This window comes from Rahnella sp. ChDrAdgB13 (genome assembly GCF_017655185.1).
GTDB classification, from domain to species: Bacteria; Pseudomonadota; Gammaproteobacteria; order Enterobacterales; family Enterobacteriaceae; genus Rahnella; species Rahnella contaminans.
Window position 1 is genome coordinate 1 of the sequence record NZ_JAEMGT010000014.1, and the last position, 20827, is coordinate 20827.

Consider the following 20827-nt stretch of genomic DNA (forward strand, 5'->3'; position numbering starts at 1 on the left):
AAAAAGTGGTCATTGATTGCTAATTCATTACTCCGCTGTCGTGGTGTGGGATGCGTTCATCTCATTCCCGTTAATAAAATTTAAACATCAGCGGCGCTGGCCCTGCGCAAAACGGCGCTCAAGACGGCTTTGCAGCAGTTCTAAAACAATCGACATAATCCAGTATATCGCAGCCGCGGTCGCCAGCATTTCCATATAACGATAGGTGCTTCGCCCGTAGGATTGCGCGAGAAAATTCAGCTCCCACAGCCCCATCAGCGAGACCAGCGAAGAGTCTTTCAGCATGGAAATAAACATCGAGCCGGCGGGCGGAATAATAATGCGCAGCGCCTGAGGTGCGGTGACGTGAACCGCCACCGTCCAGCGCGAAACGCCCAGCGCCAGCGCGGCTTCCTGCTGGCCGCGCGGCACGGAAAGCACGCCGCTGCGGATAGTTTCAGCCAGATACGCGCCATAGTTCATCGACAGCGCAATGATGCCGGAGCTGAGCGCACCGAGCACAATCCCGACCTGCGGCAGCGCCAGATAAATAATTAATACCTGAACCAGCAGCGGCGTACCGCGAAACAACGAGGCATAAAACGTTGCGCAGCCAAACGCCAGCGCGTTTTTGGACATCCGCCCGAGTGCAGTAATCAGGCCAATCAGCAGGCAGAAAAACATCGAGCAGGCGGTGATCATAATGGTCAGCGCGGCGCCCTGAATAAAACCGTCCGGCGACAGACGCAGGCCGAGCAGAAAAGGCAATTTCTGGCTGATCAGGCTCCAGTCCAGCCCCATTTTACTGAAGGTGCCGAGCAGCAGGCTGAGCAGAATCAGCCACGTCAGCCCGGTTTTAAATTTAAACGCGTGCGCGTGGTGCCAGCGTTCCGGCGTTTCCACCTTCGGCTGGCTGTCCGGGATTTGTGGCATCACGGTACCTCGTGCGTAATATCTTCACCCAGCCAGTGCTGGGAAATTTTGGCCAGCGTGCCGTCGTCGCGCAGCGATTTGATGGTGTCTGCGACTTTTTTATCCCACTCTGCGTCGCCTTTGTCCGTCGCCACCCAGTTCGGTTCGGCGTACAGCTCGGTGACAATTTTGAACACCGGTGCGCGTTTGATGCGGGCATTGGCGGTGGCTAAATCAGACACCACGCCGTCGAGTCGCACGCCCGGCCCCAACGCCAGATTCTGGAACGCGACTTCTTCGTCACTCGGGATAACCTGCACGTTATCGAACGGGAAGTTCAGCGGTTTTGCGCCCGGAATCACCAGCGCTTTTTGCAGGTACGTTTCATAGGTTGAACCGATGCCGACACCGATTTTCTTATTGCTCAGATCCGCAGCGGATTTAATGCGGTCATCTTTCTTATTCACCACCAAAACCGCCGGAGAGTTGTAGTACGGCGTCGGGAAATCCAGCACTTTGGCGCGTTCGGTGTTTGGCGTCATCGAGCAGATACAGGTATCCCAGCGCCCCTGCCATTTACCGCCGACAATCGTTTCCCAGCCCGGCGCAATAATTTCCAGCTTCACGCCCATGCGCTGTGCCACGGCTTTGGCGACATCCACGTCAAAACCCGCCAGCTGATTATTGTCATCAATAAAGCCGAAAGGCGGATAGTCATTAACGATGGCATTGCGCAAAACGCCGGTTTTGGTCACGCGATCCAGCGTCGACCCGGCAAAAGTGGTGGCAGAAAACAGCGTGGTGGCCAGCAGGGTCAGGGCAACGAACGAAGTGCGCATAAGCAAAGTTTCCTTAAACGTAACCAAATTAGGAGAATATTGTGAAAACCTACACTAAGTTTTAGACGTATAGAAGTCCAAAATGCGCCTTTTTTGACTTACAGTGAACTCTGCCGAAAATCCCCCGAAATACAGCGTATTACTTCAATCGTTAAGTCAGTAATTAGCTTAGCAATCCCGCGCCGACGTTAATGGAAAACCCGAGAATGGCCAGATTGAAGACGAATGAAATCACCGACTGCAACAGCGCAATCTGCCGCATATCGGTGGTGCCGGTTGCCACGTCGGCGGTTTGCGACGCCACGGCAATGGTGAAAGAGAAATAGAGAAAATCCCAGTAACCGGGTTCGTCGGGTTTTTCAGGGAAAATCATTGGCGTGCAGTCTTTGCTGCGCCGCAGATAGTGATGATGGGCGTAATGCATGGCGAACGACGTGGGCAGCAGCGCCCAGGAAGCAATCAGCGTGGTGGCGGTCAGCAGAATGTGCAGCGCCCGAGCGGTGCCGGTCAGATCTTTCAGTGACCCCAGTTCCATCAGGATCGCCAGAATGCTCACCAGACAGGTCAGCGTCACCAGCGTCAGCACGATGCTGGCACTTTCATCCTGCGTTTTGGCGATGTGCGGAATGTCTTTCGGCTCGGTGCGCAACATCCGCAGCCACAGGAAAAACAGGTACAGCCATGCCAGCACATTCCAGCCAATCATCAGGCGCTGCAACGTCCCCAGATGTGCGGGAAGAGCAAAAAAACAAATCAGTCCGGCAATGATAGAAATCACCAGCCGGGAACGGGCGTGGAGGTAGTGACGAAGGGAAAGACTCATGATGTTAGGCGCTTAGCGAAAAAGGGATGGATACGTTAAGGGTAGACGCAGATGGCAGGCTTGTATTGGTGGCGGTTTTCACTTCCTGGCGTCTGCGCAATTTCTTCCAATACCCGGTTTCGCGGGAGTGATTTAGTAGGTTGTCTCTATTGCGCTTAAGGGTTTGAAATCATGTTTACAACCTCATTTTGGCCAGCCGCGGCGGCATATCAGGTTTCAATGATGGATCTGGATGCCCCGGAAAATTTAAGTCCTAAAGCTCTGCAAACTATTCACTACTGCCTGCGTCTCACGGAAGCCATTAATCAGCTGGAAGCCGCCTGCGAAAGCCGTTTGCTGGATGCGCTGCGCGAGGAAATGTCGATCCAGTGTTTCCGTCTTGCGCCGATGTTTGATGACCCTGATACCCGCCGCGGGCTGTTTTTGCGCGCGGAAGTACTGGCGGACGACAGCTGCGGGAAAACCGTGCTGCCGCAAATCGCCGGGCTGAATGAACAGCAGCTGGTGCTGGGCATCGGCAATACCTCGACGTGGGTTGGAAAATCCAAACAGAGTTTTTATTCGTCGTGGTTTGGCGAACCCGCGCCGATGTTGCAGGAAATCTCCGACGTGATGGACGATTTATTCCCGGAAAGTTTGCTGTATCTGCAAAAGGAAATTGCCGGTGATTTACTGGCGATGCCGGGCTGTGCGTACAAAATTATCAACCTGTTTGGCATTGCCGGTGAAGCCAATACCTATCCGAAACATTTCGCCTATTTCTTCCCGGAGGATGAAGGGCTGAAGTATTCGCCGGTCAAGCGCACCGTGGTTTTCGCCAACACTTACCTGCAATTATTCGAACTGTTTTCGCGCACCGAAGCGGCAAAAATGGGCTGGCCGGAAGACCGGTTGCCGGACAGCCGCGTGTGCCAGCGTTATCTGATTGCGTGGTTCCGCGGGCACGACCTGGGACATTCGCTGGTGCGCAACGAGAACGTCTTCCCGAAACTCAGCAAGATTGATCGCTGGGGATCGATGATGGTGCAGGAAGCGCTGGCCGATCAGTTTGGCCTGCTGATGTGCCTCACGCCGCAGGTGGCCGACGGTCTGCAACTCGACCGCACCGTGCTGGCGCGGATCTACTTCCTCGAAATGCTTCGCTATCTTCGCCGCGGGCCGTCGAGCTATCCAGACGCCGGTGCGGCCTGGATCCAGTTCAACTACCTGCGTGAACATGGCTGCATCGGGCTGACCGAGAACTCTGTCGACTTCCACCCGGATCTTTTCTTTACCCAGATGGCGGATCTTACCCGGCTGATGAGCGAAGAGTTGCTGGGCGGCGACGCGGAACGGGCAAAAAATTTCATGCTGGAACGTTGTCCGCACACCAATCCGGAGGATGTCGATGTGCTGATGGCGCGTCTGGGCACCACCAATGACATGATTGAATACAACCAGTTAATTAAGAGAGTTCCGATATGATGCCGTTTTCAAATGGATTTTTGCTCAGCCTGTCGCTGTGTCTGGACATCGGGATTGCCAATATCGCCATGATTACGCTGGCGATGCAACGCGGCTATTTTCACGGATTCTGGCTGGGCATTGGCACCTGCATTGGCGACCTGATTTACGCCGTGCTGGCGCTGGCAGGGATGACGCTGTTACTGCAATACCAGAGCGTCCGCTGGGTTTTGTGGGTCGGCGGCTCGCTGATGCTGATGTGGTTTACCTACAAAATGATCCGCGCGGCGCTGGCTCCGGCCAGCGATCTGAGCTCCGGCGACAACGCGCAACCGCGTTCGGTTGTCCGCAACTTCGGTCGTGGCGTGTTGCTGGCGATGTCCTCTCCGACGGCGATCCTGTGGTTTGCCGCCGTCGGCGGGGCACTGATTTCCCGCATGGGGCAGGGCGGCACAGTGGAAGCGTCGTGGTTCCTGACCGGATTCTTTATCGCCGGTGTGTTCTGGACGATCGTGCTGTGCTGCGTCGGCAGTTGGGGCGGAAAAATGCTCGGCACTAAAATGCTGAAATACTCTTACGTGGCGTCAGCGGCAATATTCTCGTACTTCGCGCTGTACGTGGTGATCACCGGCTACCGCGAATTTATCGTATAGCCGCGTGGCTGTGCGAGGCGTTGAGCGACAGCGAATAAAGGTGGGGCGTGATCCCCATCATTTTGCGGAACGTATTGATGAAGTGGCTTTGATCGTAAAAGCCCAGGCGGATTGCCACGTCCAGCGCGTTATTGTTTTTGCGCAGCTGGTTGCGGGCTTCGAGCAGCCGCAGCTGCATATGGTATTGCAGCGGCGGCATGCCGATATGCTGACGGAAAAGCCGGACAAAATGGAATTTACTCAGTCCGCTGATTTGGGCCAGCGTATCGAGATGTATTTTCCGCGTCAGATGGTCGCGCATAAAATCCAGCGCCAGTGTGATGGGGCGCAGCGACTGCTCCTGCTCTTTCGCCGGTTCTTCCAGCAGCGCGCCCAGCAGCCACAGCAGATTCTGCTCCTGGTCTTCATCATTGAGCGTGCGTTTGTAATGGCACAGTGCGGAAAACAGCGCGGGATTACTCAGAACGCCTTCGGCCAGGACCGGCGCGTGATGGTCTGAACGCAGATTGTGATCGACCGACACCTGACGCAGTAACGCTTGGGGAATATGCACGCTGAGGAATTCGACCTTTTCATCGCCGAATAACGAGGACTGCACCGTCGACGGGTTATAAATCGTGATATCGCCGCCGCGCACCAGCGCGGTTCTGCCGTGCAGCCAGATTTCTTCCGTGCCGGTGAGATTGGCACTGATGACGTATTCGTCGTGAGTATGACGCGGAAATGACGAATTACTCGCGGTCAGATGCGAGCATTCAATGTCGTTAGCTATCGTCCATTCAGAAATAGAAAGAGACACATCACCCCCATAAATCATTGCTGAGCGAAAAAAAACAAACTAACCCTTTTTCTTATGCAAAATTTATAGCACAAACTTTTAACACTGAAAGCGAGGAAAATTCATGACGCACGGAGGGGAAAAACCTCCGACCCAAGCATGACGCCATTCTTTCCGTGATGCTTTATCGCATACATCGCCCGGTCGGCGAGCAGCAGCGCTTCGCTGAAATCATCGCTGCCGTTCACTTCATCAATCCCTATTGACGCGCCAATCTGCGCATTGCCGTTATCCAGCTCAAAGGGGATGATCGCCGCATTCAGACAAGCCTGCGCTACGCGTTTAATCACCGGATTGTTCAGCGAATACGGCATCAGTAGCACAAATTCATCACCGCCCAGCCGCCCCGGAATTACACCCGGCGGGCACGCTTCCTGAAAACGCTGGCTAAGCCGCATCAGAACTTCATCTCCGCTGCGGTGGCCGAGCGTATCATTCACATGCTTAAAATCATCCAGATCGATAAATGCCACACACAACGGGCCGGCATTTTTCAGTGCTGCAAAATGATGCTGTAACGCATGACGGTTTGCCAGCCCGGTCAGCGGATCATGGTTTGCCAGCGTCGCCAGCTGCTGCTCGTAATTCTTCTCTTTGGTCATATCGATGTGGGTGCCCGTCACTTTCAGCGGGCGTCCGGCATCGTCCCGTTCGGTGACGCGGCCACGATCGAGCACCCAGGTAATGGTGCCATTTTTCGCCTGCATCCGGTGCAGCGCCTCATAAAACGGCGTCTTGCCTTCCAGATGATTGTAAAAAGCCGACAGCACATCGTCCCGGTCGTCCGGGTGTAAATGCTCGCGCCAGACTTCAAAACGCGCGCTCAGCTCTTTCGGCTGATAACCCAGCATTGATCCCCAGCGGCGGTTGTAAATCACCAGTTTTCCGCTGGGCACGTCAAGCTGCCACAAACACAAACCGGTTCCATCCAGCGCGGCACTCAGCTTGTTGCGGGCGTCGTGCGCGATGCGTTTTAGCCGGGCATTGTGCTTCTTCAGGTTCTGGAGTTGTTGTAAAAGTGAGGAATCAGACATTTCTTATTTTATGAGCAAATAATCTTCATTCTTGCCACGGACCCTGATTTTGTAAACATCAGGTGTGAAAAAGACGTCAGAGGAGCGGATTTTCGGAATTTGCCCATAAGTGATACCGGGAAGGGACAACGGCGTTTCGGGGCGATAAATGTTAAATAAGAGGCGCACTCGTTATTTTTAAACATGGGTTGTCGATATATCTCCGGATGCAATAACGGCGTGTTTAATTATTTTCACATTATAAAAACATTTCATTCCACCCCTTCGAAAGCGCTTTGACAATACGTGCCGGTTTTGGCGGATTATTTTATTTATTGCCTTTGTTTATCCTGAGCAGTCTTGTCAATTCGATACTTAATCAGGCAAAATATGCGGCCCGCAAAACGGGCTGATTCACTCTTTCTTCATTAAACGAAATCATTCTTCGTACAAGAAAACATTCAAAAACCAGAGGCCGGGCTTAGTACCGGATAGATATTTACTTTCAGAAATCGACAGTCTTGTCGCAAGGAAACATAAATGGTGCACCACTCTTTTTATGTGACGTCATCCGTCATGGGAAATTCACATCATGTCGGATAACATCGCAACAGGTACCCCTTCCCGCGTGGAACTGCGTAAAAGCCTTACGCTGATTCCGGTTGTCATGATAGGCCTGGCCTATATGCAACCCATGACCTTGTTCGATACGTTCGGTATTGTCTCCGGCCTGACCGACGGCCATGTGCCGACGGCCTACGCCTTCGCGCTGATCGCTGTTTTATTTACGGCGCTGAGCTACGGCAAACTGGTGCGCCGCTATCCTTCTGCGGGCTCCGCTTATACGTACGCGCAAAAAGCGATTCATCCGGTTGTCGGCTTTATGGTGGGCTGGTCGTCGCTGCTCGATTACCTTTTCGCGCCGATGATTAATATCCTGCTGGCGAAAATCTATTTCGAAGCGCTGGTGCCTTCCGTGCCGTCGTGGATATTTGTCATTGTGCTGGTCGGCTTTATGACGCTGTCGAATTTACGCAGCATCAAAACCGTCGCCAATATTAATACGCTGGTCGTCGTCTTGCAGATTGTGCTGATTGTTGTGATTACCGGCATGGTGATTTACGGCGTTAACCACGGCACCGGTTACGGCACGCTGGCCAGTTCGAAACCGTTCTGGGGCGAAAATACCCATACTGTGCCGCTGATTACCGGCGCCACCATCCTGTGCTTCTCGTTCACCGGCTTTGACGGCATCAGTAATTTGTCGGAAGAAACGAAAGACGCCGAACGCGTGATTCCGCGGGCGATTTTCCTGACGGCGTTAATTGGCGGTGCCATCTTTATCTGCGCAACCTATTTCCTGCAACTGTATTTCCCGGATATTTCCAGCTTCAAAAACCCGGATGCTTCTCAGCCTGAAATCATGTTGCAGGTTGCCGGACGCGCTTTCCAGTTCGGCGCACTGATTTTCTCCAGCATCACGGTTCTGGCTTCCGGCATGGCGGCGCACGCGGGCGTTTCGCGCCTGATGTACGTCATGGGCCGCGACGGCGTATTCCCAAAACGTTTCTTCGGCTACATTCACCCGAAATGGCGTACGCCGTCTTTCAACGTGTTGCTGGTTGGCGCGATTGCCCTGATGGCGATTAACTTCGATCTGGTGACTGCGACGGCGCTGATTAACTTCGGTGCGCTGGTGGCATTTACCTTCGTGAACCTGTCTGTGATTTCGCAGTTCTGGATCCGCGAGAAGCGCAACAAAACCTTGCTGGACCACTTCCAGTATCTGCTTTTACCGATGTGCGGCGCGCTGACGGTCGGTGCGTTGTGGGTAAATCTGGAAGAAGGTTCGATGGTGCTGGGGCTGATCTGGGGCGCAGTCGGCTTCATCTATCTGGCCTGCATGACCAAAAGCTTCCGCAATCCGGTACCGCAATACGAAGATGTGGCGTAAAGACTGGTGAATATTGATGGCTCCTGCGGGAGCCATTTTTGTTTGTGTTCAGGCGATCCCCGCCCAGCGCATCAGCGCTGTCACGACCGCCGCCGCGATAATAATGACAATCAGCGGTGCCTTTCGCCACGCTAAAAACAGCGCTACGCCGACGCCTGCTACCCGTGCAAATCCGCCAAAGTGGTGGCCTTCAAACAACGCTGACGTGGCCGCAACGGCCAGTAACAGAATCGTGGCGGAGTCCGACAACATTGTTTGCGTTGCCGGTGAAAAATTCAGGCGCGAGCCCAGCCGGTAACCGGCTATGCGCATCGCGAAAGTTCCGGCCGCCAGAACGACGATCCCGGCAATCCATAACGTTTGTTGCGTCATTTTTTGTTTCTCCAGGCCAGTAATCCCAGCAGTGAAAACAGTACCGGCATTCCGGCGGGCACAAAAGGCACGGCGGCGACGGAAATCAGTGCGCCGGACGCCGCCGGGATCAGCGTTCTGCGCTTTCTCAGTGCCGGGAAAATCAGCGCCAGCAAAATGGCCGGGAATACGGCATCCAGCCCGATGGCTTTGATATCAGGGATAAACTGCCCGATGTACGCCCCGGCAATCACGCTGACTGGCCAGAACAGCGCAATGCCCGCGCCGCACAGCCAGTAGGCTTTTTTGCGTTTCTCATGGGTGGGCTGGGAGATGCCAAATACCACGCTTTCATCGTTCATGATGTGGCATCCGAGCCAGCTGAGCGATTTACTGCCCACCAGATCTTTCACGGCGATACCGAACGGCAAATGGCGGGCATTCACCAGTAAACCGGCAGCCGCTGCGGCGAACGGGCTTCCGCCACCGCCGACAATCGCGATAAATAAAAACTCCGAAGCGCCGGCGAGCACCAGAATTGAGAGCATCAGCGGCACCCACAGCGGGAAGCCTCCGGCGACCGCCAGTGAACCGTAAGAAATCCCCACCAGACCGTCGGCGAGACAGACCAGAAAGATGGCTTTCACCACATCTTTTCCCAGCGGTGAAAAGAAACGTGCTTGCATAATTCAATCCCATAACGAACGAGTATCCATTATAATGAACACTTCCGAATCGTTCTTCAAGTCGAACGATCGTTCGTTATAAGGATCGGAGTACCGCAATGTCTCAACCTATCAGCGTTATTTCCAAAGGTCTGGTGCGTGAACGTCAGCGCGCGGGCTTGTCTCTGGCAGAAGTCGCCCGCCGCGCCGGTGTGGCTAAATCGACGCTTTCACAACTTGAAGCCGGTAACGGGAATCCGAGTCTGGAAACGCTGTGGGCGCTGTGCGTTGCGCTGAATATTCCCTTCGCGCGGCTGATGGAACCTGAAGTGAATAAAATGCAGGTGATCCGGCGCGGCGAAGGCCCGTCGGTGGTGGCGGAGCTGGCGGATTACAAAGCGGTGCTTCTGGCGACCTGTCCGCCGGGCGCGCGTCGCGATGTCTATCTGCTGACCACACAGCCGGGCAGCGACCGCGTTTCCAGCCCGCATCCGCAGGGTTCGGTGGAACACATCATCATCACACAGGGGCGTGCGCTGGCCGGGATGGTGGATTCACCGGTCGAGCTGAACGCCGGTGACTATATTTCATATCCGGCTGACGTTGAGCATATTTTCAGGGCGCTGGAGCCCGACACCATGGCGGTGCTGGTGTCGGAGCAACGCTAAATCAAAACGTAATCAGCTTTTTCGTCAGATTGCTTTTAAGCAGCAGCATGGATGACGCCACCGAAAGCAGGAACGTCATCAGAATGACCAGCAGTTTGGCGGTCAGGGAATTGATCGGGATCCACTCGATAAGCAGATTGAAGAAGGTGTAGTGCAGGATATAAACGCCGGTCATGGTTTTACCGAGCGAGCTGACCATTTCACTGACCGGCAGCCGCGTGGCGTCCGGTTTAACGCCGTTCGCGGCAATGATAATAAGCAGCACCAGGATATACACCTGCGAGCCGGTCAGAATAAAGCTGTTGCGCTCAACGTTGAATATCGAGAAGAAAAAGTGCTTCTCATAAAACCACGTAAAGGTATAAACAAACGGAATCGCGATGGCGGCGTATTTCGCGATGCGCGGGCGGCTGTAGAGTGTGGAAACCACCGGATCGTAAAGTAACTGGCCAGTCAGATAATAAAGCACCCACGTCCAGATGCGGAATTGCGCGGGCGCGGAGAAGCTTTTACTTTCAGTGAAATAGATCGCCAGCAAATCATAGGCGAAAGAGAAAATCAGCAGCGCGAACACCAGCGATGCCAGGATCACCCGGCGTTTCGCCAGCCATTCCACGACCGGATGAAAGGTGTAAATGATCACCAGCGAAAAGATGAACCACGGCTGGATCAGATAGCCTTTCTGATACGGTCCCCACAGGTAATAAATCGAGAACCAGAAGATAAATATTGTCAGGATCCCGCGTATCTTTTTCATCTGCCATTCCGGCGTGTGCTGGGAATCGGCGTCCATATAACCGGTCACGACAAAAAACAGCGGCGTGGCGATGGTGGAAATAAAAGTCAGAAAGGCCAGGATCTGATCGTAGTTATAATTGTAATTATCGTACGTGTTATAGACGGTGAAAAAGGTCACGGCCGTCAGGCAGCCGAGCGTTTTAATAATGTTCAGTCCCGTTGTGTTCATTGTTGAATTCGTTGTCCTTCACGATGGAAACAGTTGTAAATCACCGGCAGAACCAGAAGCGTCAGCACGGTCGCAAACCCCAGACCGAACATGATAACAACCGCCATGCTCTGGAAAAATACATCAAGTAACAACGGCGCGAGCCCGAGCACGGTGGTAAACGCCGTCAGCAGGATAGGGCGCAGACGTGACGTTGCTGCGTAGATAATCGCTTCTGTCTGATTTTTCTCTTTCTTCTGCTGGCCGATTTCTTCGACCAGCACGATACCGTTGCGGATCAGCATGCCGCTCAGGCTGAGCAGGCCAATCAGCGCCATAAACCCGAACGGAATGCCGGTCAGCAGGAAACCAAACGTCACGCCAATCAGCGCCAGCGGCACGGTCAGCCAGATGGCAATCGCATTTTTTACCGAACTGAACATCAGCACCGTGATGATAAACATCATCAGGAATCCAATCGGCAGCGTGGTGAACAGGCCTTCCTGCGCCTCGGCGGAATTCTCCGCATCGCCGCCCCATTCAATGCTGTAACCGTGGGGCAAGGTCAGTGCCTCAACCTGCGGTTTGATGCGCGCGAGCATATCGCCGGACGTTTCGCCGGTGGCCGCATCGGGGTCGGTCTGCACGGTGAGCATGCGGATACGGTCGCGACGCATGATCAGCGGATCTTCCCATTCCACTTTGAAGTCACTGACCACGTTGCTCAGCGGAATAAACTGCTGGCGCGTCTGGCTCCAGACCATGATGTTCGCCATGTGATCGACATCCAGCCTTTCCGCCGCTGGCGGGCGCAAAACGATGGGCATCAGCGTGGAGCCATCGCGGTAAATCCCGACCGTGCTGCCGCTGAAATTCATCTGTAAGGCGCTGTCGACTTCGCCTTTATCCACGCCCAGTTCACGGCCCAGATACGGGGAAAATACCGGCCTGACCATTTTGCTACGATCCTGCCAGTCGTTGCGCACGCCGTCGGCCGCGCCGTCATCGAGGATGATTTTATCCACCCGGCTGGCGATGCTGCGCAGCGTATCCGGGTCGGAGCCTTTAATGCGGACTTCAATGGCGCTGTCGCCGGACGGCCCGAACATGATGCGTTTGAGCCGCGCATTCACCTCGGGGTAATTTTTCTGGATATCCTGCTCGGTGTGGCGAACCAGCCCGGCGATTTTCCGCTGGTCGTCCATCCGCACCATAATCTGCGCGTAGTTGGAATACTGACGCTGGCCGTTGTAGGTCAGAATGAAGCGCATCCCGCCCTGACCGACGGTGGTCACGGTGTTTTCCACGCCCTCCTGTTTGCTGATGTTCTGTTCTATTTCGCGGGCGACACGGGCGGTGTAATTGATATCGGTGCCGTAAGGCAGCCAGAGATCGACGAAGAAAATCGGCGTGTTGGAGGACGGGAAAAAGTTCTGCCGCACAAAGCCGAACCCCCAGACGGATGCCGCGAGCAGCGCCGCCAGCGTGACCAGCGTGACCGTCTGGCGCACCAGCAGCGCCGACAGCAAACGCCGGTAAACGCGGAAAATCCAGCCGCTGTACGGGTCGGCCTGTTCATCCGGCTTTTTCTCCGGCACCGGCATATTGGCAAACGCCCATTTGACCAGCACCGGCGTGAGCGTCAGCGCCGTCACCCAGCTGAGCATCAGCGAAATCAGCAATACCTGGAACAGCGATTTACAGTATTCGCCGGTCGAATCCTGGGACAGACCGATAGGTGCAAACGCCAGAATGGCGATGACCGTCGCGCCCAGCAACGGCAGGGCGGAGCGTTTGATAATGCGTGCAATTGCACTCATCAGCGGATTGCCCTGCTGTCGGGAAATCAGTACGCCTTCCACGACCACAATCGCGTTATCTACCAGCATACTCAGGGCGATGATCAGCGCGCCGAGCGAAATGCGCTGAAGCTCGATGCCAAATAAATACATAATCAGCAACGTGCCGAGCACGTTCAGCGCCAGCGACACGGCGATGATAATCCCGCTGCGTAAACCCATAAAAATCAGCAAGACGCCGACCACAATCGCCAGCGCCATCAGGAAGTTAATGATGAAACCGTCGACGGATTTCTTCACTTCAGCAGCCTGATCGTAGAAGACTTTAAGCTCGATCCCTGCCGGTTTGTCGGCGCTGAGCTGGTTCATTCTGGCTTCGATGGCGTGGCCGATATTCATGACATTCACGCCGGGAATATAGGAGACGCCAATGGTCAGCGCATTGCGGCCATTGGCGTGGTAAATATTGCCGGGATGATCCGTCACGCCCTGCGAAACCGTAGCGATATCGCGCAGATAAATACTGTGCGTGGAACCGGCCGGGCTGATGAGCACATTATTGAGTTCATCGATATTCTGAAAGCCGCCGGTCGGATGCAGACGGATGGATTCACTTCCCACCGTCATGCTGCCCGCGTCGGAAACCATATTCTGCCGGTTCAGCACATCGGCCAGACGCGCCAGCGTGACGCCGTAAGCCGCCATTTTCGCCCGCGAAATCTCGATGTAAACCTGCTCAGGAATGACGCCGCCAATCGCGACTTTGCCCACGCCGGGCACCAGAACCAGTTGCCTGCGAAGCTGTTCGGCATAGGCGCGCAGTTCGGGGTTGGTAAAACTGTCTCCGTAGATCGAGAAAAAATAGCCATACACGTCGCCGAAATCATCGTTAACGAACGGCGGACTGACGCCGGGCGGGAATTGCAGCGTCGCGTCATTCACCCGGCGGCGCAGTTCATCCCAGATTTGCGGCAGTTCGGAAGAGTGATAGCGGGCATCGATATTCACGGTAATTTGCGATAAACCGACGGCAGAAATCGACGTGATGTTATCGACGTAAGGCAGGCGTTGAAGCGCGTTTTCCAGCGGCAGCGTGACTTCTTCTTCCACCTGTTGCGAGGATGCGCCCGGATACTGAACGGAAACCACCGCCGTTTTAATGGTAAACGCCGGGTCTTCCAGCCGCCCGATGTTGAACAATGCAATTAATCCGCCCACGCCGAGCAGCAGGATCACCAGCCAGACGCGTGTCGGATTGCTGATAAAACTCTCGTTGATCCCCATATTACAGGCCCCGTTCCCGTGTCCAGATGCGAACGGGTTGCTGCGCATGTAATTCACCGACACCGGCGGCGACAATGCGGTCGCCCTGTTTCAAACCGGCCGTAATTTCAATGCCCTGCGAGGTGAGTTTACCGACGGTGACTTTGCGATCTTCAACGTGCAGGGTGTCGCCTTCTCCGGCGATCACCCAGACGTGCGGGTTGTTGCGCTGCGTGTTGTCGGGGTTAAACACGGCTTCAACCGGGATCACCAGCGTGGAGTCCGGCGTGGCCGTGGCGAGATTGGCCGGGTTCACCGTGACAGTGCCGCTCAGTCCTGCCACCGCCGGGAAGTTATCCGGGCGCGGCATGGTCAGCGTCACCTGCCAGGTCAGCGTGTTGGCTTCGCTGCTGGCGGTGTGCTCTTTATAAGTCGCGGTGAATTCGCGGTCGGGAAGGGTGTTGATGCGCACCCGCGGACGGTAATCGGCGTTACGCATATCAAGGCTGGTGAAGAGGTTTTCCGGCACGCTGAAAATAACGTCAAGCACATCGGAACGGCTGAGCGTCGCCACCGGCTGACCGGCGGAAATCACCTGATGATTACGCACATTCAGCCGGGCAATGACGCCGCTGAACGGTGCCACCAGATTGAGATCATTGAGTTCTTCTTGTGCGATTTTCAGCGCCGCTGCCGCAGAATCCCGGCTGGCTTTATGCACTTCAAGTTCAGCCTGAGAAACGACATGGCGACGGGCGAGGGTCTGATAACGTTCGAACTGGCGCTGAGCGAGTGTCGCGGCGCTGCGGCGATCGTTGAGCCGCTGGCGGGCGTCATTGTTGGTGAGACGGGCGAGAACTTGCCCCTGTTTCACGGCTTCGCCTTCGCGGACGTCAAGCGTCTGCAACTGACCGGCGCGCTTAAAGGCAATGTCGGTGTTATCGCCTGCGAGAATACGTGCCGGAAAAACGCGGCTACTTAGCGGGCTGGCCGCTTCGGCGGTGGCGATTTTTACCTGACGCGGGGGCGCGGGCGCGTCCGCCGTTTTCTGGTCGCAGGCGCTTAACATTAAAGCGAGGGCCAGAACGAGAGAGAAACGGATCTTCAAAATACTTCCCCTCATGCAACTACACGCGAAATTAATAAATCCCGGCAGAATATATAAGGACTCTTGATAAACCGGATTCGGTATATTCTGCCTTCGATGTATCCCCATTGAAACTGTGCAGTGACTTATTGTTTTTCTTTAATAATTTGTTTTTTCAGGCAACCCGTTAACACTATTTAACACGGTATATTATAGTTTATACAGCTTTAGGTATCTTGCCAGAATCAACACGACAATTAATTCATTATCCGCTTCATTCATGAACCATTTCAGGGGTCAAGGAGTCAGGCATCATGAATAATCCAGCACCAGTTTCCGGGGATAAAACATCGGAAAAATTGTGGTATCAGCACACAGTAGAAGAGAGCCTGGCCGGGCTGCAATCCGGGCCAGCCGGGCTGACACCCGAAGAAGCCAAAAACAAACTGCAACATTACGGCCCTAACGTTCTGCCACAAAAAGAAGGTAAGTCATTATTTATTAAGTTTATCTCTCACTTTAAAGATATCCTGATTTATATATTACTGGCGGCGGGCGTGGTCACCGCAATAATGGGGCACTGGGTCGATACGCTGGTGATATTAGCGGTGGCAGTTATTAATGCCCTAATCGGCTTCATCCAGGAAAATAACGCTGAAAAATCATTGAAGAGCATCCAGAATATGCTCTCCAGTGAGGCTGTCGTATTACGCGGTGGACAACAGGTTACCGTGGGAACCGACGAAATCGTGCCGGGGGATATTGTTCAGTTACGCCCCGGCGACAAAATTCCTGCCGATTTACGCCTGATTGACGTGCATAACCTGCGCGTTGAAGAGGCGATTCTGACCGGTGAATCTACCGTCGTCTCGAAAAAAACCGATTCGCTGGAAGGCGAGAAATCCATCGGCGACCGCAAAAACCTCGCGTTCTCGGGAACGACCGTCAGCTCCGGTACTGCCAGCGGCGTGGTGTTTGCCACCGGTGGCCAGACGGAACTCGGCCACATCAATGAAATGCTTTCCTCGATTGAAGACAATAAAACGCCGCTGCTGGTGCAGATAGATAAACTGGGTAAATCCATTTTTATCATCATTCTGTTCATGATGGTGGCGCTGCTGATCTTCGGTTTCCTGCTGCGCGATATTCCGTTTGGCGAGCTGCTGCTCTCGGTCATCAGCCTGGCCGTGGCCGCCGTTCCTGAAGGGCTGCCGGCAATTATTTCGATCATCTTGTCGCTTGGCGTGCAGGCGATGGCGCGGTCGAAAGCCATTATCCGCAAGCTGCCGACGGTCGAAACGCTCGGCGCGATGTCAGTGATTTGTTCGGATAAAACCGGCACGCTGACCATGAATGAAATGACCGTGAAAGCGGTGATTCTGGCGGATAACGTCTGGACCGTCGAAGGCAACAGCTACGAGCCGATGGGCAGTTTTTCTCTTGCCGGTTCGGCAGCGCAGGTGCCGCCAGACTCGTCGCCGCTGCTGACGCAGTTTCTTCGCACGGTCGATATCTGTAACGACAGTACGTTAAAACAGGACGCGCAGGGCCACTGGGGCATTACCGGCGGGCCGACGGAAGGCGCGCTGAAAGTGCTGGCTGCGAAGGCGCATTTACCGGAATTGCCGTTTAACCTGAGCAGCAAAATTCCGTTCGATTCACTCTACAAATATATGGCGGTGGCGGGCGATAAAAACGGGGAGGCGCGGCGCACCGGATGTTTTGCTGAAACTTTGTCAGTACCAGCAGACGCCGGAAGGTGCCGTTCCGTTAGATCATGCGTACTGGGAATCAGCAATCACCCGATACGCCAGCGAAGGTTTGCGTATGGTGGCGGCGGCCTGGAAGCCGGTAGATCAGCCGGTGACGGCGCTCGATCACCCGGAACTCAGCCACGGCATGGTGCTGATAGGCATTGCAGGCATGATGGATCCGCCGCGTCCGGAAGCGATTGTGGCGATCGGTGAATGTCAGCAGGCGGGGATCCGCGTCAAGATGATCACCGGCGACCATCAGGAAACCGCGATGGCGATCGGTAAAATGCTCGGGATCGGCAACAGCGAAAACTCGATCACCGGGTATGAACTTGAGCATATGAATGACGATCAGCTGCGGGTTGCCGCGACGCAGTTTGATATCTTCGCCCGCACCAGCCCGGAACATAAACTGCGGCTGGTAAAAGCGTTGCAGGAAACCGGTGAAATCGTTGGGATGACCGGCGACGGCGTGAACGATGCGCCTGCGCTGAAACAGGCGAACGTCGGGATCGCGATGGGGATCAAAGGGACGGAGGTGACCAAGGAGTCGGCGGACATGATCCTGGTGGATGACAACTTTGCCACCATCGCCAACGCGGTCAGGGAAGGGCGCCGGGTTTATGACAACCTGAAAAAAACCATTCTCTTTATTATGCCGACCAACCTGGCGCAAGGGTTGCTGATTATTATTGCCATTCTGATGGGTAATTTTCTGCCGTTAACGCCGGTACAAATTCTCTGGATGAACATGGCAACCTCAGCCACGCTGTCATTCGGGCTGGCGTTTGAAGAGGCGGAAAGCCGCGTGATGCGCCGTCCGCCGCGTAACGTCAGCGCGCATGTAATGGATAAATACGCCATCTGGCGCGTCGCGTTCGTCGGTTTGCTGATTTCCGTCAGCGCCTTCATGCTGGAAGCCTGGCTGCAACCGCGCGGTTATGAACCGGAGTTTATCCGTACCGTGCTCTTGCAGACGCTGGTGACCGCGCAGTGGGTTTACATGATCAACTGTCGCGATTCGGATAACTTCTCCCTCAGCCGCGGGCTGCTGGAAAACAAAGGGATCTGGATTGTCACCGTTGTGCTGTTCGCGCTTCAGGCAATCATTATCTATGTGCCGCTGATGAACACGCTGTTCGGCACGCGTCCGCTGCCGTTTATCTACTGGATCATCGGGCTGCTGATCGGCGTCGCGCTGTTCGTGATTGTCGAGATAGAGAAAGTGCTGACGCGCAGCTGGCGTAAGAGTTAGAGAGAAACCCACATCCTGAACGGCGAAGGTAGCCGTTCAGGTTTTTGGGATTTGTTTGCACGCCCTAAGTTGCCCTTAAGAAACCCGTGAAATACTCGCCTGACTTATCTCCAACTGGGCGGGTTTTACGATGACAAACGTGGCAACGCAGGAAAAAGTTAACTGGGCAAACAAAGTGCCGGAAATTACCCTTTTTTTCTGGCTTATCAAAATGATGTCTACCACGGTGGGTGAAACGGCTGCCGATTTCCTCAACGTGAATCTGAACTTCGGGCTGACTAATACGTCGGTTGTGACCGGCATTTTGCTGGTGATTTCGTTGTTCTTCCAAATCAGAGCCAGACGCTATGTCCCCGCGCTTTACTGGATGTCGGTGTTGCTGATCAGCGTTTTTGGCACACTGCTCACCGATAACCTCACCGACAATTTCAACGTGCCGCTGGCTTTCTCCACCGTGATGTTTGGCGCGCTGCTGATTGTCACGTTCAGCATCTGGTATAAAAACGAAAAAACCTTGTCGATTCATGAGATTGATACAGTCAGACGAGAGCTGTTTTACTGGGCAGCTATTCTCTTCACTTTCGCACTGGGAACCGCTGCGGGTGACTGGGTGGCCGAAGGCATGAATCTGGGATATTCCACTGCCGCTATCGCGTTTGGTGGCCTGATTGTGATTACCGCTTGTGCCCATTATCTGCTGCGGATGAATGCGGTTTTGTGTTTCTGGATTGCCTATGTGCTGACCCGTCCGTTTGGAGCTTCCTGCGGCGACCTGCTGGCTCAGACGCCGGATAACGGCGGCCTCGGATTGGGCACGACCGGAACGAGTTGCCTGTTTCTCGTCGCCATTATCGGCCTGGTGGGTTATCTCACGTTCACTGAAAGGAAAATGGCTCAGTAAAGGCGTGCGTCAGTCCTGAAACCGATTCTTTCCACGAGATTACCGATGCGAATACTGCTGGTTGAAGATGACGTGATGACCGGCGAAGCGGTGCGGATGATTACATTCTTAAACCCTTTTAGATGAGTGAAGTGATGGCTGGCTGGAAAAAATAATACAGGCCGTGTTTAAGCACCGTTAAATCGATTAATTAGCCCGCAAAAAACCTGCCATGAGGCGGGTTTTTTTATGACTGTCCGTCAGCGCATTATTACCGTTCATTCTGCCTGCAGGGGATTTACAGGCGTATTCCTGCGGTCATCTGCCCGAATCTTCACCCTTATTTAGCAATTAATGCCATCGCGATTAGGATTATTCTTGGTTGGGGAAATGAATTTAAGTAATAAAAATCCTATATTGGCCTGAAAATAAAGCAGTAAGTATATTTTGTGGTCTTTTTAAGGTAACTCCTAGGTAATTATCTGAATAAGAAAAAAGGTAATTTTGTGCCACAGAGTTGGATTAAATTCCAATAGTTTAGATTTTTAACAGGGTTTTTAAGAAAACAACCCAGTTTTGAAATACGGGTGTTTAATTTTGGTGAAAATTAAAACCAAAATTTGCACTAAAAAAGAATAATGCTCTGTTGTAGTGTAAATATTTAGACTAAATCGGGTGTAAACAAATTCCTGAGAATGCGATTAGTTCCTAATAAGATAGTTCTTAGATTTTTGCAGTCATATCAGTCAAAAGCGTCGTATAGCTCACATTTCTGTGTGCCATTAGGAAGATAAGTAAGAATTCGCCTAGGTCGGAGGTGGGTTAATAACGATAAGAATGTGTAAATCGATCGGTCAAACCTATTGTTGCTCGTGATTATGAGCGAGAAAAACGATTTGAAGAGTTTCCGCTGCGTATTACTCTACATACAGTCACTGGAAAGGAAAAATATGAATTAAAACGCAGGTAAACTTCGTTTTCTTTATATCGTTCTGAAAGTGCTTTATTCTCCCCCGTTCTCTCGGAGTAGAGTTTTAGCGTTTTTAAAACCACAAAATTAGGCGGCCCAATGCCTCGGGTAATTATCTGGAGTGAGTGCCAGTTTACGAAACTGGCGTTGAAAGAAATAATCTCCAAGAAGGTGCCTTACGTGAACGGTGTCATTTCCTTTGACCAGAGCGAACAGGTGCAATTGTATACAAAGGATTATCTGATCATTGACCCGTCAGCGGGCGGTTTCCACAAATGCTACGAGTTTTTGAGAGAGAATCTGAATGTTTTGGACCCGGAACGGATACTCATTGTGTCTTCGGCGGTGGATGTCCTGATGCTTGAGCTTCTTCTGAAAAAAGAATTTAAATTTCTGAAGAAGAAAAAAGAGTTATCCGACGTGGAGAATGCCGTGGAACAGTTTATCCAGCTGCGTGGCACGCCGATTAACAAGGAGGCGTTTAATTACAATATCACGCGAATGGAAGAGAAGGTTTTGGTGATGATGATGTCCGGTCTTTCTGTCACCAGCATCTCGAATATACTGAAACTTAGTGTGAAAACCATCAGCGTGCACAAATGCAATTCGCTAAGAAAAATTGGTGTAGATGCCAGCAGCAGCTCGGCATTGTTCTTTTTGCACCGACATGCGGTAGGGAATTGAGTTACCCGATAAAAATAAAGAGCAGTAAAGATTATTTCTACTTTGAATCAG

Annotated in this window: 16 protein-coding genes and 1 pseudogene; 7 read left to right on the forward strand and 10 right to left on the reverse strand. The window is 53.4% G+C overall.

Annotation, left to right across the window (positions count from 1 at the left end; all coding sequences use genetic code 11):
* Positions 1–87: 87 nt before the first annotated feature.
* From J8X26_RS05310 to J8X26_RS05320, 3 genes are all read right to left on the reverse strand, one after another.
* Positions 88–912 (reverse strand): amino acid ABC transporter permease, encoded by an 825-nt coding sequence (locus J8X26_RS05310; protein ID WP_152327692.1) that lies wholly within the window; start codon positions 910–912, stop codon positions 88–90.
* On the reverse strand, positions 912–1730 hold the full coding sequence (locus J8X26_RS05315; RefSeq protein WP_152327693.1) for a transporter substrate-binding domain-containing protein: 819 nt from the start codon (positions 1728–1730) through the stop codon (positions 912–914). The genes J8X26_RS05310 and J8X26_RS05315 overlap by 1 nt, the downstream gene beginning before the upstream one ends.
* Before the next feature lie 163 nt (positions 1731–1893).
* Positions 1894–2553: a DUF1345 domain-containing protein gene (locus tag J8X26_RS05320; protein ID WP_152327694.1), complete on the reverse strand. Its 660-nt coding sequence runs from the start codon at positions 2551–2553 to the stop codon at positions 1894–1896.
* Between the two features lie 171 nt (positions 2554–2724).
* Here J8X26_RS05320 and J8X26_RS05325 point away from each other — a divergent pair, with 171 nt between their 5' ends.
* Both J8X26_RS05325 and J8X26_RS05330 read left to right on the forward strand, forming a co-directional pair.
* On the forward strand, positions 2725–4017 hold the full coding sequence (locus tag J8X26_RS05325; protein ID WP_208950326.1) for a hypothetical protein: 1293 nt from the start codon (positions 2725–2727) through the stop codon (positions 4015–4017).
* Positions 4014–4649 (forward strand): LysE family transporter, encoded by a 636-nt coding sequence (locus J8X26_RS05330; RefSeq protein ID WP_208950327.1) that lies wholly within the window; start codon positions 4014–4016, stop codon positions 4647–4649. The genes J8X26_RS05325 and J8X26_RS05330 overlap by 4 nt, the downstream gene beginning before the upstream one ends.
* Here J8X26_RS05330 and J8X26_RS05335 read toward each other — a convergent pair.
* Complete coding sequence (locus J8X26_RS05335) at positions 4639–5448, reverse strand: AraC family transcriptional regulator (protein ID WP_208950328.1); 810 nt, start codon at positions 5446–5448, stop codon at positions 4639–4641. The two genes, J8X26_RS05330 and J8X26_RS05335, sit on opposite strands and share 11 nt — an antisense overlap.
* A 101-nt stretch (positions 5449–5549) precedes the next feature.
* Positions 5550–6521 carry a sensor domain-containing diguanylate cyclase gene (locus J8X26_RS05340; protein ID WP_152327698.1) on the reverse strand — a complete coding sequence of 324 codons (972 nt, stop codon included), beginning with the start codon at positions 6519–6521 and terminating at the stop codon, positions 5550–5552.
* Between the two features lie 571 nt (positions 6522–7092).
* Here J8X26_RS05340 and J8X26_RS05345 point away from each other — a divergent pair.
* Positions 7093–8454: an APC family permease gene (locus J8X26_RS05345; RefSeq protein ID WP_152327699.1), complete on the forward strand. Its 1362-nt coding sequence runs from the start codon at positions 7093–7095 to the stop codon at positions 8452–8454.
* 48 nt (positions 8455–8502) lie between these two features.
* Here J8X26_RS05345 and J8X26_RS05350 read toward each other — a convergent pair whose 3' ends face one another.
* A complete protein-coding gene (locus tag J8X26_RS05350) occupies positions 8503–8826 on the reverse strand; it encodes an AzlD domain-containing protein (RefSeq protein WP_208950329.1) in 324 nt (107 codons plus the stop codon).
* Entirely contained in the window at positions 8823–9491 is a 669-nt protein-coding gene (locus J8X26_RS05355; RefSeq protein ID WP_208950330.1) for an AzlC family ABC transporter permease, read from the reverse strand. The genes J8X26_RS05350 and J8X26_RS05355 overlap by 4 nt, the downstream gene beginning before the upstream one ends.
* 98 nt (positions 9492–9589) lie before the next feature.
* Here J8X26_RS05355 and J8X26_RS05360 point away from each other — a divergent pair, with 98 nt between their 5' ends.
* Positions 9590–10138, forward strand: a complete 549-nt coding sequence (locus J8X26_RS05360) for a helix-turn-helix domain-containing protein (RefSeq protein WP_208950331.1) — start codon at positions 9590–9592, stop codon at positions 10136–10138.
* Between the two features lies 1 nt (position 10139).
* Here J8X26_RS05360 and J8X26_RS05365 read toward each other — a convergent pair whose 3' ends face one another.
* The 3 genes from J8X26_RS05365 to J8X26_RS05375 are packed head-to-tail and all read right to left on the reverse strand — an operon-like array spanning position 10140 to position 15269.
* Positions 10140–11105: an acyltransferase gene (locus J8X26_RS05365; RefSeq protein ID WP_165059101.1), complete on the reverse strand. Its 966-nt coding sequence runs from the start codon at positions 11103–11105 to the stop codon at positions 10140–10142.
* Entirely contained in the window at positions 11102–14167 is a 3066-nt protein-coding gene (locus J8X26_RS05370; protein WP_165059103.1) for an efflux RND transporter permease subunit, read from the reverse strand. The genes J8X26_RS05365 and J8X26_RS05370 overlap by 4 nt, the downstream gene beginning before the upstream one ends.
* A 1-nt stretch (position 14168) precedes the next feature.
* Complete coding sequence (locus J8X26_RS05375; RefSeq protein ID WP_165059105.1) at positions 14169–15269, reverse strand: efflux RND transporter periplasmic adaptor subunit; 1101 nt, start codon at positions 15267–15269, stop codon at positions 14169–14171.
* A 278-nt stretch (positions 15270–15547) separates the two neighbouring features.
* Here J8X26_RS05375 and J8X26_RS05380 point away from each other — a divergent pair.
* The 3 genes and pseudogenes from J8X26_RS05380 (at position 15548) to J8X26_RS05390 (ending at position 20776) form a co-directional block, all read left to right on the forward strand.
* Positions 15548–18242 (forward strand): annotated as a pseudogene (locus J8X26_RS05380) (cation-transporting P-type ATPase).
* A 130-nt stretch (positions 18243–18372) separates the two neighbouring features.
* Positions 18373–19143, forward strand: a complete 771-nt coding sequence (locus J8X26_RS05385; RefSeq protein ID WP_165059107.1) for a hypothetical protein — start codon at positions 18373–18375, stop codon at positions 19141–19143.
* A gap of 1129 nt (positions 19144–20272) precedes the next feature.
* A complete protein-coding gene (locus tag J8X26_RS05390) occupies positions 20273–20776 on the forward strand; it encodes a helix-turn-helix transcriptional regulator (protein WP_259229273.1) in 504 nt (167 codons plus the stop codon).
* The last annotated feature ends 51 nt before the right edge of the window (positions 20777–20827 follow it).